The 12,574-nt window shown below is 45.5% G+C and carries 18 protein-coding genes; 4 read left to right on the top strand and 14 right to left on the bottom strand.

Annotated features, from left to right (window positions below; all coding sequences use genetic code 11):
• Positions 1-3 precede the first annotated feature (3 nt).
• The 11 genes from WA279_RS04475 to WA279_RS04425 form a co-directional block, all read right to left on the bottom strand.
• Positions 4-831 carry an XkdF-like putative serine protease domain-containing protein gene (locus WA279_RS04475; RefSeq protein WP_003245836.1) on the bottom strand — a complete coding sequence of 276 codons (828 nt, stop codon included), beginning with the start codon at positions 829-831 and terminating at the stop codon, positions 4-6.
• A 19-nt stretch (positions 832-850) separates the two neighbouring features.
• Positions 851-2,338 (bottom strand): phage portal protein, encoded by a 1,488-nt coding sequence (locus WA279_RS04470; RefSeq protein WP_003232695.1) that lies wholly within the window; start codon positions 2,336-2,338, stop codon positions 851-853.
• Between the two features lie 3 nt (positions 2,339-2,341).
• A complete protein-coding gene (locus WA279_RS04465; RefSeq protein WP_336154433.1) occupies positions 2,342-3,643 on the bottom strand; it encodes a PBSX family phage terminase large subunit in 1,302 nt (433 codons plus the stop codon).
• Positions 3,640-4,437, bottom strand: a complete 798-nt coding sequence (gene xtmA / locus WA279_RS04460; RefSeq protein WP_336154431.1) for a phage terminase small subunit — start codon at positions 4,435-4,437, stop codon at positions 3,640-3,642. Before xtmA ends, WA279_RS04465 begins: the two co-directional genes overlap by 4 nt.
• Before the next feature lie 117 nt (positions 4,438-4,554).
• Positions 4,555-5,064, bottom strand: a complete 510-nt coding sequence (locus WA279_RS04455; protein ID WP_120028003.1) for a sigma-70 family RNA polymerase sigma factor — start codon at positions 5,062-5,064, stop codon at positions 4,555-4,557.
• Positions 5,065-5,179: 115 nt separating this feature from the next.
• A complete protein-coding gene (xtrA, locus tag WA279_RS04450) occupies positions 5,180-5,386 on the bottom strand; it encodes a phage-like element PBSX protein XtrA (RefSeq protein ID WP_014476537.1) in 207 nt (68 codons plus the stop codon).
• On the bottom strand, positions 5,383-5,733 hold the full coding sequence (gene xkdD / locus WA279_RS04445) for a phage-like element PBSX protein XkdD (RefSeq protein ID WP_251186991.1): 351 nt from the start codon (positions 5,731-5,733) through the stop codon (positions 5,383-5,385). Before xkdD ends, xtrA begins: the two co-directional genes overlap by 4 nt.
• 84 nt (positions 5,734-5,817) lie before the next feature.
• Positions 5,818-5,985, bottom strand: a complete 168-nt coding sequence (locus WA279_RS04440) for a hypothetical protein (RefSeq protein ID WP_003245588.1) — start codon at positions 5,983-5,985, stop codon at positions 5,818-5,820.
• Entirely contained in the window at positions 5,985-6,785 is an 801-nt protein-coding gene (locus WA279_RS04435) for an ATP-binding protein (protein ID WP_268550125.1), read from the bottom strand. The genes WA279_RS04440 and WA279_RS04435 overlap by 1 nt, the downstream gene beginning before the upstream one ends.
• Complete coding sequence (locus WA279_RS04430; RefSeq protein ID WP_336154426.1) at positions 6,685-7,521, bottom strand: phage portal protein; 837 nt, start codon at positions 7,519-7,521, stop codon at positions 6,685-6,687. The genes WA279_RS04435 and WA279_RS04430 overlap by 101 nt, the downstream gene beginning before the upstream one ends.
• Positions 7,508-7,687: a hypothetical protein gene (locus tag WA279_RS04425; RefSeq protein ID WP_003232712.1), complete on the bottom strand. Its 180-nt coding sequence runs from the start codon at positions 7,685-7,687 to the stop codon at positions 7,508-7,510. The genes WA279_RS04430 and WA279_RS04425 overlap by 14 nt, the downstream gene beginning before the upstream one ends.
• A gap of 178 nt (positions 7,688-7,865) precedes the next feature.
• Here WA279_RS04425 and xre point away from each other — a divergent pair, with 178 nt between their 5' ends.
• Both xre and WA279_RS04415 read left to right on the top strand, forming a co-directional pair.
• Positions 7,866-8,207 (top strand): HTH-type transcriptional regulator Xre, encoded by a 342-nt coding sequence (gene xre, locus WA279_RS04420; RefSeq protein ID WP_003232719.1) that lies wholly within the window; start codon positions 7,866-7,868, stop codon positions 8,205-8,207.
• A gap of 162 nt (positions 8,208-8,369) precedes the next feature.
• Positions 8,370-8,966 (top strand): ImmA/IrrE family metallo-endopeptidase, encoded by a 597-nt coding sequence (locus WA279_RS04415; protein WP_003232721.1) that lies wholly within the window; start codon positions 8,370-8,372, stop codon positions 8,964-8,966.
• Between the two features lie 43 nt (positions 8,967-9,009).
• Here the strand turns inward: WA279_RS04415 and WA279_RS04410 are convergent, their stop codons facing one another.
• Together WA279_RS04410 and WA279_RS04405 are read right to left on the bottom strand one after the other, a co-directional pair.
• On the bottom strand, positions 9,010-9,846 hold the full coding sequence (locus WA279_RS04410; protein WP_003245071.1) for a manganese catalase family protein: 837 nt from the start codon (positions 9,844-9,846) through the stop codon (positions 9,010-9,012).
• Between the two features lie 76 nt (positions 9,847-9,922).
• Positions 9,923-10,525, bottom strand: a complete 603-nt coding sequence (locus tag WA279_RS04405; RefSeq protein ID WP_335388488.1) for a poly-gamma-glutamate hydrolase family protein — start codon at positions 10,523-10,525, stop codon at positions 9,923-9,925.
• A 104-nt stretch (positions 10,526-10,629) separates the two neighbouring features.
• On the opposite strand from WA279_RS04405, the gene WA279_RS04400 reads away from it, so the two are divergent.
• On the top strand, positions 10,630-11,007 hold the full coding sequence (locus tag WA279_RS04400) for a PH domain-containing protein (protein WP_014479546.1): 378 nt from the start codon (positions 10,630-10,632) through the stop codon (positions 11,005-11,007).
• 39 nt (positions 11,008-11,046) lie between these two features.
• On the opposite strand, the gene WA279_RS04395 is transcribed toward WA279_RS04400, so the two are convergent.
• Positions 11,047-12,000 (bottom strand): N-acetylmuramoyl-L-alanine amidase, encoded by a 954-nt coding sequence (locus WA279_RS04395; protein ID WP_336154424.1) that lies wholly within the window; start codon positions 11,998-12,000, stop codon positions 11,047-11,049.
• A gap of 120 nt (positions 12,001-12,120) precedes the next feature.
• Between WA279_RS04395 and WA279_RS04390 the strand changes: the two genes are divergently transcribed.
• Positions 12,121-12,378 carry a YciI family protein gene (locus tag WA279_RS04390; RefSeq protein ID WP_336154423.1) on the top strand — a complete coding sequence of 86 codons (258 nt, stop codon included), beginning with the start codon at positions 12,121-12,123 and terminating at the stop codon, positions 12,376-12,378.
• Positions 12,379-12,574 lie beyond the last annotated feature (196 nt).

Here is a 12,574-nt window from a genome sequence, read left to right as displayed (position 1 = left end):
GTTTTACAGCAGTCCGCTCCAGATTGATTTTTTGACTTGCTCTGTATTGCCGCCCGTATCGTCCGCTGTCTGCTTAGACGCGCCTCGCGCTTTTTCCAAAGCCTCGATGCGTTCGATCAGCGGGGCAAGCATGTCTTCAACGAGCTTTTTCAGACGCTCGTCATCACCCGTCTGCTCCGGCTTTTCCTCCGTGTCTGTGTTTTTTTCAATCCGCTCAAGCCGTTTGAGCAGAGGGTAAAGCGCATGCTCGAATGATTCTTTCATGTCTTCTTTTCTCATTTCTTCAGTCTCCTTCCCTGTTTTGTCAGCAAGCATTTGCTTGAATACACTGAAGAACCCTGCTTTTTCGACCGGTTCTTCTTCATACACATCTGCAGTGCCAGCCATGCTGTAGCCGGTGATAATTCCAGCCTTAATCTGTTCCCACACCTCGTCAGACGCTCTTGTCACGAGTACCCATGAGCCCTTTGTAATCCGCTTTGATCCGATCATAAAATCATCGGGCGCCACATAGGACTCGACCACGACGCCGGTTCCGCCCTCAAAGCTGTGATTGATATCAATCTCCCGTGCCTCCGCGAGAAAACCGTGCGCCGCTTTTTCAATTTCCTCGGCGGTCATAAAATCGCCGTGGGCATCAGGAACATCAGGCTCATACACGATTCCGTACACGAGCTTTTGTTCATCCTGCTCACTTTTTGTAAACAGCCGAACCTTTTTTTCAAATGACGGAGGTTCGGCTGACTTCGTAAAGAAAAATTCTGTCTGGTTAGCCGCCTTGTCCACATAACTGACAAAGCTGATTTTGGCATTTCTTAATTCTCGCGCCACCTGCTTGATTCACCTCCCTTCAGGACGTTTTGATATCTTCGATGCTTTCTTTCAACTCCTGCATGAGCGCAGTCAGGTTTGTCTTTTCCGCATCCTGTCCTGCAGGCCGTTTATAAATGTCCTCCGGCCACTCCTCCAGTGTTTTGCCAAGCACCCGTCCGGCAAGGTCGCGTAAATCATTCGGCGAGACCGCTCCTGCTGTAATAAAAGGACCGAGCACCTTCGCAATCTCAAGCGGATCACGAAAGTCTGGTCCTTTTAATGTCAGCCTGACGTCATGGATATTCAGCTCCGGCAAAAGCAGCGTATTCAGTTTATTCACGAGCGTTTTTCGCTCCGGCTGAAAAACCTGCTCTTCCGTAATTTTTCTAGCCGTATCAGCTGTCGCCCGGTTGTATTCCTGGGCCTCGCCTGTATACAGCGGCGGGAGGCGGAACGCTGAACGCAGCTTATTTCTGCTTTTTTCATCGTATTCAAGAAACAAGGCGTCGTTTTGGAGAATTTCAGCCAAAGATTTGATTTCAACGGAAACCGGCGTAATATCCTCGCCTCCATGGAGATCCTTTTCTTTTGCGATTCCTTCCGCTTCGATCAGGAGGAATTTATGGGCGTTTTCAACACCTTCAAGATCATTCATGTATTCCTGCAACTCCCGGTAAGAAGCTTCAGACAGCATCCCGTTTTCCACTGTAATCGCAGCGGGGACGTGACGCCCCTGCTTAAAATACATAAAATTGAGCTCTTCTGCTTTTCGGGCTCCGTATAAATTGACAATATTGCCGATCCAGCGGGGTACACCGTATACGCCGCTTCCGATTTTGAGGTGAATGGCTTCATTTGCTTGATACTTCTCTGCCAATGTGTTTACATATTCACCTGTACGCATATCCATTTTTCGCGGATCGCCGTATTCTTTAAAAAATACTTTCTTTCCATTGATCATCTGCACATATTTTCGGAAGCGTTTTTGCCTTTTGATCCTTTTCATTTTCCCGTTTTCTTCATATACAAATGAGACCTCTACAGGCTCGCCTGCTCCGCATACACGCATATATTTCACATCTAAATATTCGATGCCGGCAGGTTTTCCTGCCCCGTCGCGAAGCACTTCCATAAATCCGTTGCCTGTTTTTTCTCTGTCTTCGATGGCATAGCCTAAAATCATTTCAGCTGATTCATCAAAGTGAAGACATTTATAAAAGGCTTCGAGTCTGGCCCAGTCTTTTTCCGCTCTTTTCTTTTTTGCCTGATCGACATCACTTGCGTTGACATCAAATGTGTACTCAACATCGAATCCAAAGCCTGTAATATTCACTCTGTACGCATCAATGCATTGCTGAAGAATAGTCGAGTATTCGGCAATGGTTTTGAGCTCGATGATATTGTAGGGCGGAGCGATAATGTCCTCTCCGTACAGCTCAGAAAAGTCATCTTCATAGATTTGCTTTGTCTGAGGAGCCGCGGCATTGGCTTTAAATACAGTTGCTCTGACTGTTTGATTGTGCATGATTTATGACCTCCTCCTTTCTCGGTTCGGCCGGATTCGTTTGTGTGCTGTCTCTTTCATATCAGCAACCTCATAATCATCAAGCGCATACCAAATGGCAGAAAGCGTATGCGGGTCAATCGTGAATTCATCCTCAATCAGAGCTCCGTTTTTATCTTTGGCATACGTCAGCGTTTTGAGCTCATAGATGACATTTTCACAGCGATCCGAACAGAAGATTTTTTTGAACCGTTTTACCTTTTTGGTATATTGAAGCCTGGAGCCAGGAAACTTTCTGGCTCCAACCATCCGAAAGCCCTGCTGGCGGAAATATTGAATGCTTTTCGGCTCAGCCGAGTCGGCTTTGATCAATTCCTGTGTCTCAATAAACTCACGCAGCTCCTCAACCGTCCTGTCATCTGTCATTTTGTTTTGATAATACTCCCAATAAATGTAGAGGTATTTTTTTTCAGGATCTACAGCAAGCCGGACGACGGCATTGTAGGATTCCTCAAATCCAAAATCCATGCCTGTACGAAAGATTGGCTTGCTGATGGCTGCGATACATTTTTTCACTTGATTATGCGGGAGTACCTCGAACTGCGGCAGCACCCTGATCCCGTTGACGCCGAATCGTCCTTTGCGGGCAATCCGGTACAGGTCGGGATCATACTCTTTGAGTCCGTCAAGCTGTTTCACATAGCTTTCCGGGAGAAAAAGATTGTCGTTAGCGGTGGAATGATGGTAATACGTATCTGCCTTCACAATGGTCCGCTTTTCGTAAAGTTCGCTGTCATCCAGCACAAACCGTTTCTTGCGTTCATCCCGAAAAAAGTGCCTATACGTCCAATTGGAGGTGCCGACGGGATTGGTGGTACAGATCATATGAAGCTTTAGCTCAGGATGGCGAAGACGTCCGATTAACTCCTTGAACCCCTCATACTTCACCTCTGAGCACTCTTCAATCCATATTAATGAAATGTTATGAACCGATTTTAATTTTGCCGGATTGTCCATTCCTTTGAACATGATCCGGCTGCCATTGTGAAATCGCAGCTGCAGCGGGGAAGAAAGAGATGCCACAGCCTTTGTGAGACCGAGCTCTTCGATCACCTCTTGAAACAAGGCGAAAGTCGAATCCCGATGGGTATCGAACACCTCCCGGATCACAAGGGCCGTCCGTTTTTCCTTCAGCAGCTTTAGCACGATTTTCAATGCGGTATGATAGCTTTTGGAGGAGCCGTAGCCGCCGACGAGAAATTGGTACGTCTGCTCCCAATTGAACACGTAATCTTCGAAATGAGGATTGATTTCTTTTACAATCATGACTTGCCCTCTTTTCGTTTGATCATAATTTCAATCGGCTCCTGGCTGTCATCTGTTTTCTCCGCTTTTTGTTTGGCAAGCTTCAATTTCTCATTTTCAATTTTTTGTTTAAATTGATCTGGAAACAAATCAAAATATAAGGACAGCTTCTCAAGCGCCTTCATTTTATCTGCAAGCTTGATGGCAATGCCTTCTTTGCCAAGCTTTGCTTCCGTTACAATGGTGCCGTCAACGAGCCCCGAGTCTTTGACATCGACAAAGCTGATTTCCTTCATAATCGGGTTATCATCTTCATCAAACAGCGGACCCGATTTCCCGACAGCCTGGACCTCTTTTTTTCCAAAGGTCACATAGTCCGTAATATCCGCAAACGCGATCTTGATATAAACCTGCAGCACATCCATCGCTTCAATAAACATCTCATTGACCATTTCTTTTTTTATGCGTCTGATTTCAGCAGCGACCTTTTCGTTTTTTAAGAGCCGGCTGCCCGTCACATGAGCGCTGTCCGGAGAATAGCCCGCTTTGATTGCTGACTGTGTGGCATTGAAGCTTTTGACGTAATACAGGCAAAACAGCCGCTGGCGTTCATTTAATTCATCGTTGTCTATAGGGCGCTGTTTTTGTTCGTTTTTGGACTCAGAAAACAGGGCCTCTTTCCATTTGTCTTGTTTTTTCCAGATGCCGATTGTTTTCGCGGAAACACCGATTGTGTCCGCAATCGCCCGATTTGTGATCTTTCCTTGATGTTGTTGATAGATTGCTAATGCTTGTTCGCGAAGTTGTGTTTTCATGCTACGGCATCACCGCCACCTCCAGCATGGTTGTTTATTCATAAAAGCGGCTGATCATGCCAGCCGCTTATGTGTCATGCTCTATTCACTTATAGGTGGCAAACGTATGACAAGCTTTCAGGCAAGTGATCGATTCATGTCTTCCTGCTGTCTTTGCATCTTTAAACTCGCCCGTTTAATCGTCGTTTGCACTGTCGATTTTTTCACGCCGAGAAGATCGGCGATCCGTTCATAAGAAAAACATTCTACCTTATGCAGCAAAAACATTTCCTTTTCTCTGTCCGTTAACAGGGCTAATGCTTCTCGAATTTTCTCTCTGTCTTCTTCTGATACCTGTCCGTCCGGCTCAAACATCATAGCGCTGGAAAATGATTCGATGATTCTCGGGTCTTTGATCATCAGCCGCTGGTAGGCATCACGCCGGTCAATCGCCCGTCTGATGCCGGGCTGCCTTCCTTTTTCAAGCCATTCTGTTACATATTCAAGATCAGTAATCATATTTCTGATGATTTTTTTATCCTTCAGCTCTTCAGCTGAGAGCACGGATTCATCTGCCTCAGCGAGCGGTTTATATTGTATTCTTGTTTGTTTGAGCGTGCGTTTATATTCAAATAGTAAGTCTTGCATTCTATGATCCTCCTCATTTTTGGCAAATAAAAAACGGACACCAATCAACGCACAAATGCTGTGCAGTTGATCAGTGTCCGCAGGCTTTCCGTCTTGGACGTATTCTGTTTTCGCTTTAATTTAATTTGTAGCCGATTTCAAATTCCACACGGGCAAGATCGCCCTTTCTTGTTTCGACGAGCGTTTTTCCATGCTCGGGCGCTTCTGTGATCCATGCTTCTTGCTTGATGCCATCCACAATAATGACACGGATTTTCCCTTCCTCCAGCTGGCTCTTAAGCGTGATGGAATCGATATGCAGCAGTTTTTTAGGATGAATCATGTTTTATTTCCTCCCTTTTTCGGTGCAGCGCTTGCTTCGGCTTTTTCTAATAGCTGAATGATGCGCTCCTTTGAATGAACAGAATTTCCCTTCAGAAAATCAAGTGCTGCTTTAGACGCTTCCAGCAATTCAGGCGCAGCGGCCATCAAAGCGGCATTGCTTTTTTGCGAATAAGAGCTGAGGTCAAATACAGCGGCAATCAGCCGTCCGTTTGAATATGGGAATCTTTCTTTTTCTTCTTCACTGTAAGCTGAATAAATATAGATCGGTTTCGTATCCCCGCACGGGACAGCACGCCACGGCGCAGGGCTTTTCTCTGCCTGTTTTGTCTTTGCCAACACTTTCACTTCCCGTCGTCCTTATACCATTGTTCAATGTTTTTTTCTGTTCGCTTTGCCCGAAACAGCAAAGCGATTAGTGCAGTCAGCTGTTTAATCATAGATATTCAGCCTCGCTTTTCCCGCTGTCAGCATTTGCTCCAGCTTTTGAATGACAGGCGTTAAGTCAGTGCCGGACCGGCAGTTCGGACATGGATGAAAAACGACTCCAATACCGGTATGTTCCACAATGACTTTCTTTGTTTGACAAAGCTTACACATTATCTGACGCCCTCCAATCTATGGTTAAGCTCGTAGGCTGCTCCTTTGATAATCACTAAATAGTCACTGCACATCTCATAGATTCTCGTGCCGAGCGCTTCATCGACCCGTACAAGTGCTTCAATTGTCAGCTCGCTCGAAAGCAAAATCGGTTTATGATTTAAGTAGCGATAATTGAGTACCGAATACATTTGCTCTAATTGCCAATCTGTAGCGCGGGGTTTGCCGTTAACCGGTTTAAACAGGTCATCTATGAACAGCACATCCGCCTGCTTCATCCGGTTCAGCTTCGCTTCTAATAGGGCAAAATCATTTTTCAGATCAGTAAAGCCTTCCACGAACGGAAAATAAATGACAGGCACATAGCATGTTCTCATTAATTCGTTGGCAGCGGCAGTCAAAAGGTGTGTTTTCCCTGATCCGGGCTGTCCTAAAAGGGCAATGCTGTTTTTTCGGCAATCCTTGATTTGTTCATAATCGGCAACATACTCTTTTGTGCACTCAAATGCGTCTTTTATGGCCTGCGGCTTTCCCTCCGTGCGGAATTCCTTGAAGCCGAGCTGTCTGAAAGCGTGGGTAATCTCACTTGCACCCAGCAGCCGCTTCACTTTCCGTTCTGCCATGCAGCTGCACATCGTCCAAACTTCCAGGCCATTCTGCCTGACGAGATAACCTCCCTGATCCTTGCAGCGTAGGCAATCATACCTGCTTACGTCTGATTCGGCCGGTTTGTCCGCCAGTAATGGACGTCTCCCTCTTCTCAGCTCGTCCAAAATCTGTTCGATTGTTCGTTTTGTCATGTTTTTTCATCCTCTCATGCTGAATTGCGGCATTCTTTTTGGCTTGCTGCGCGAAAAATCGATCTTCAATGAATTTCGAGCAGTAGCGAAAAGCCTTGATTGTTTCAGAAGCGGCGGTCCGCCGGTTTTCAAAAGCCTGAAAGCATTCTTCAAGCCATTTGATTGTTTGCGTGACAGGAACGCCGATAGCAACAATGCGGGCGATGGCTTGATAATCTCTTGAGGAAGGATACACGGTGCGTCCTTCTTGAGCCGACCGTAATTGTGTAAACCGCTTCGCAATGTGATCCACTGCATCATCATCAGCAGTATATTTGTTTGTTTTATCTATATCTGTACGGTCGTTTGTGTCCGGTGTCTGCGGCGAAAATGGCCGTTCTTTTAGACTCCCGTGTACAGTATTGTCCGATCTGAAGCTGAATTTTTTGGAATGCTTGACCGAAATCATCAGTCCGTATGGCGCACGGACGGCCTTTATGTAATCATGGTTTTCGAGAAGCTCCAGCCATCTTCTGACGGTTTTTTCACTTACGCCGAAGACTGCCGCCATTTCTCTCGCTTTTAACGGCTTATGGCCGAGTACGTTGCCCCAGCTTACGCCGTCTTTTTCGATTTCTTTTGTTGTTGAGCTGATAAACCAGAGAAACAGCCATAGCGCCGGGCCGATTTTGTCATAATGTTCTGAATTCAATAACCCTGAATACGTCGGAAAAGGATAGCTTTTATCGTTTTTCATTGTACGCCGCTTCTCCTTTTAACATCATGTATGCTTGAAACTGCTCTTGCGTTTCAAAGTGGAACACCGGAAGGCCGCATGCCGTAAACGAAATGGTGCCGCCGGATTGTCCGAGATGGCGCTGATCTATGGGATTTTCACTAAAAACAATTTGGATTGGATACATGTGATCACTCTCCTGATTTGTTTTCGATACATTTCGTATCAACTGTTACCAAGTATAAACGATACGAACTGTATCATCAAGTTATTTTTGATACTTTTTTTATCATAACTTTATTTTGATACATATTGTATCTATAATCATAAGTAACATAGGGAGTTTAAAAAAGAGAGGTCATAGTATGATAGGCGGCAGATTGAAGAGTCTCAGAGGGAAAAGGACACAGGAAGAAATCGCATCACACATCGGTGTGTCACGGGCACGATATTCCCACTATGAAAACGGGCGAAGCGAACCTGATTACGACACACTCCAAAAGCTGGCTGATTACTTTCAAGTAACGACTGATTACTTATTAACGGGAAAAGACAAAAAATCCGATGACGATATGTTCTCAGATCCGGACCTGCAGCTTGCATACCGCGATATGCAGGATTTTTCCCCAGAAAGCAAACAGCAGGCCATCGAATTTATCAACTATTTAAAAGAAAAAGAGAAAAACCGCAAACCGAAAAATAAATAAATCGTTCTCTGTTCTCTAAAACATATAAAAAGTAGACCGATATAAAGAAAAAAGTGTTTATTTTTTAAAGAAAAGGGAAAGATTTCTACACTACTTTCCAGTCCTATACGGGCTTTTCTTTCTCGCTAAAAATAGAACAAATGTTCGAAAGGGAGTATTCAATTGGGCGATTACTTATCACATCTGGAGGAATACGTTAAAAATTTATACGGCCGGCTGGGCATCACATCCCCTCATCACATTGACATGCTGAAAATCGCAAAGGATCTGGATATTTGGGTGCATTTTGAGGATATGGGGAGCATGATGGTGAAATACGACGGCATGTACAGTATCGTATTGAACCAAAAAAAGTCACGGGAAGAGCAATGGGAGGATTTTGGCCATGAACTGTGCCACGTGTTAAAGCATGCAGGCAATCATTTTCAGATGAACAAGCTCTTCAGAGAGCTTCAAGAATTCCAGGCAAATCAATTTATGTACCACTTCTGTGTGCCAACCTTTATGCTGTTGCAGATGGAACTGCCGCAATGGAGAAGCCAGGCACTCGCCACAATTGCGGCGGTATTCCGGGTAACAAAGGAATTTGCTGATAAAAGGCTTGACATGTTTGAACGGCGTAAAGCAGGTATTCAATTTCAGAAGCGGCTTGCTTATTTATTATCTCACAAGCGGCCAAATGCGTACGAGGAAGGCGATCAGCAGCACTTGCAGGTCGCTGAGGAAAAAGCGTTATATCATATTGGCAAAAACATCTGATCAAATACGGGCTAAGGATATATTCCTCAGCCCAGAAGAGAACCTAACATTTCGACATTGGGGGAACTGTATTATGCAGCCACATGGGCGCCGGTTTAAGATGAGGCGCAGATGCGAACGCAATCGGAGCCGGGATATACCTGAATTCACCCCGGCCGTCAAAGGCTTCCCCATGTGCCCATCTTCCTTGTGAGCTTTCATCCCCCCTGGAAAAGTTAAACAGGTCATAGGAGACTTCCTGCTTTTCGAGCTCACGCGGAAACGTCGTCGGGACGACAATATCCCGTTCTCTTTCCTCCAGCTCTTTAATGGCCGCGTACCACATATTTTGATGATAGGTATCTCTTGCAATCAAAAATGACAGCATATCTCTTACCCCTGGATCATCGGTCATGGCATAAAGCCGTGTCACCTGAAGGCGTCCTTGGGCCTCCGCATTTAAGTTAGCGCGAAAATCGGCCAGCAGGTTTCCGCTTGAGATAATGTATTTTGCATTCCACGGATAGCCCTCACTATCTGATGCCATCGCCCCCAATCCGGACACAATCGCGTGCTGAGGATTCATCCCTGACATGACTGCTGCAATAGCGGGATTGCTTTTATAAGCATCCTCCTGTACATCCGCGGGTGCATTGTCCAGAAGTCTGGAAATCATCGTTGCCAGCATTTCTACGTGTCCAATCTCTTCGGTCCCCACATCATATAACAAATCTTTATACTTAGCATCCGCCCTGCAGTTAAACCCTTGAAACAAATACTGCATCATGACGCTAATTTCACCGAATTGGCCGCCGAGCACCTCTTGAAGTTTTTTCGCATAAACCGGATCGGGATGAGCTGGCTTTGCTTGATATTGAAGCTCTTTTATATGATAAAACATGAATCATTCCTCCCCACACTTTCGCACAACCCCAGCGTATGAAGGAATAGGCTGACCGTGCAGGTCCCGTTTCGTTTTATGTATAAAAGCCAAGCTTGACAGCTTCCACATATCGATCAAACAAATCGTTTTGTATGTAGCTTTTATCACGGCACCCAAAATTGCGGAATAGCGCGTTTCGCTGTGCCGTGCTTACCTCCAATTGCAGTCCCATTTCTCTTTTCGTCCGATTGACAATATTGTTTGGGTGTACACCTGCCAGGCGGTCTTTCTCATTAGTGAGCTCGGCGCTAAAACCCGCTTCATTCAGACGCTCACAAATGAGCTTGGCTTTTTTACGATCCGCCCCGCCGACCAATGTATGCGGGATTTTCGGATCATAATACCCGTGAAACGCTAATGCGTAATGGTGGTCATTCACTTTTTCTAAAGCCAGCGGCTCATCAAAACGAATGCTAGTGAGATGCAAGGAACGGTTGTTTCGCGGCTTTAGACCCTCAAATAAATAGATGGAACATCGATCAGAAAATGCCCGCACCAGTTCACTGACGCCAGGCTCAATTCTGCCGCCGTGAGGACCGAGGACGATAAGCTCACTTCCGTTTTTCTCCTCATAAATAATCCGGTACTCCGACTCAGAAGCAGAAAGGGCCGCAAAGTTGTCATACATATCTTCCATTTTGAACGCCCCCTTTACCAGTCAGCACCAGTTTACTCTACTCATCTATGAATGAAAACCTTTTTTATAGTATGATTTGATAGAATACGCAGAGGAGGTATATGATGGGGTTTATTGATGGATTACTCGGCAATGCGTCAACACTTTCAACGGCTGCTGTAAAAGAAGAGCTTGCTCATATTTTACTTGAGGGTGAGAAGGTTGAAGCCGCGTTTAAGCTGGTTCGCGATTTGATTGTCTTCACTGACAAGCGGCTTATTCTTGTGGACAAGCAGGGAATCACAGGCAAGAAAACGGAGTTTCAATCGATTCCGTACAAAAGCATTTCCAGATTCAGCGTGGAAACGGCCGGCCGCTTTGACCTCGATTCAGAGCTGAAAATTTGGATTTCCGGCGCAGAACTTCCTGCCGTCTCAAAGCAGTTTAAAAAAGATGAGAGCATTTATGATATTCAAAAGGTGCTTGCCGCAGTTTGTATGTAAGGTGAAAAGACGGAAGCTTCACAGCTTCCGTCTTTTCATTTACAGCTTTTCCTCCAGCTTCGCTTTCGTTTTCGGACCGTAAATCCCATCAGCCGTTAAACCGCTGACAGACTGAAAACGTTTCACTGCATTTGCTGTTTTCGAGCCATAAACGCCGTCAACGCCGTGATTTTTCGCTCCTTTATCAGGATAAAAATAAAGAGCGGCTAAAGCGGTCTGCACCTGCTTTACATTTGTTCCTTTCGTCAGCGGGCTTGTCACTTTGATCACGCCGGATGGGAGCGGATATGAGGATGCGGCATGGCTTTTAGAAGCAGATGCCGTCTGAGGCAGTTTGATCACTTGTCCGACTTTAATGTAATTCGGGTCAGTAATATGATTGATGCTTTGCAGCGTTTTCACACTGACTCCGTGTGATGCGGCAATCCCTGACAATGTGTCGCCTTTTTTCACATGATATACAGACGACGAAGAAGAGACTGCAGCTTTTTTCGCTGATACGCCCCCGTTTAATTCTTTTTCAATCGCCGCCTTCACTTGATCCCAGCGCCCCTCTGATAAAATGCGGTGCGGGCAATACTTTCCGCTCCAGTCCTGATGCTTTCTCACCCGATCGATGCCCCAGCCGCGCTCCTTCAACAGCTGTGCAACAAATGAAATCGCCAAGGCTTCAGCTGCCTCAAACTTCGGGCCTCCCGATTTGCTGTAGCAAATCTCAACGCCGATTGATTTGCGGTTTCCCGGACCGTTTGTGCCGTCACCTGTGTGCCAGGCGTTTCGGTTAAGCGGCAGACCTTGAATCACCTCTTGATCATCGACTGCAAAATGAAAGCTTGTCGAGCTTGTGTTCCCGATCATATAGCTGATTTCATTGGCCGCTGACGCATCGTTTGCCGTGTTGTGAATGGTAATGTATTCAGCGGACATTGCATTAGGACACTTCAACGCGTATTTCGCCTCAGAAACCAAATTTTTCTTTACTGGAATGCTCACCTATCATCTCTCCTTTTCTTTTTTCATAAATAGGTGGCATTCGTAGGACGAAAAGCTCATATCATCTATCACTGTAATATGGATAAATGTGTTAAACTGAAGTTCACGGAGGGTCTGAATATGTATACATATTTAATGCTGACAATGAGAACGGAGAAATTAAATCAGGAGCATGTGGCTGGGCACTATGAATTTCTGGATCGTTTACAGGCAGAAAAACGTTTAAAAATGTTTGGGCCATTCAGCGACGCCACAGGCGGAGCGTATGTCATCGAAGCAGATTCACTGGAAGAGGCAGCGGAAATCGGCCATGCGGATCCGCTGGTGGCAAGTGGATCTTCTGAGCTGACGATAAAAGAATGGAAGCTGAAGAAATAAAAAAGACCCCTAAGGGTCTTCAGCTTGTAGAGAAAACGGTGTTTTTTTCTACAAGCTTTTTTGTTTTGTGCTGTTTCTTTACATATTCATCTGATTTCAGGTGCAGAAAAAGCACTCCCACATGCCTAGCCTTGCTTGGCTAGGTATGTGGCAATCTTCTTCATGTTTTGGCATGCGGCTGTGAGGAGAACTTGTT

The organism is Bacillus sp. 204(2023), assembly GCF_037027505.1.
Taxonomy (GTDB): Bacteria; Bacillota; Bacilli; order Bacillales; family Bacillaceae; genus Bacillus; species Bacillus subtilis.
This window is presented reverse-complemented; position numbering and strand designations above follow the sequence as displayed.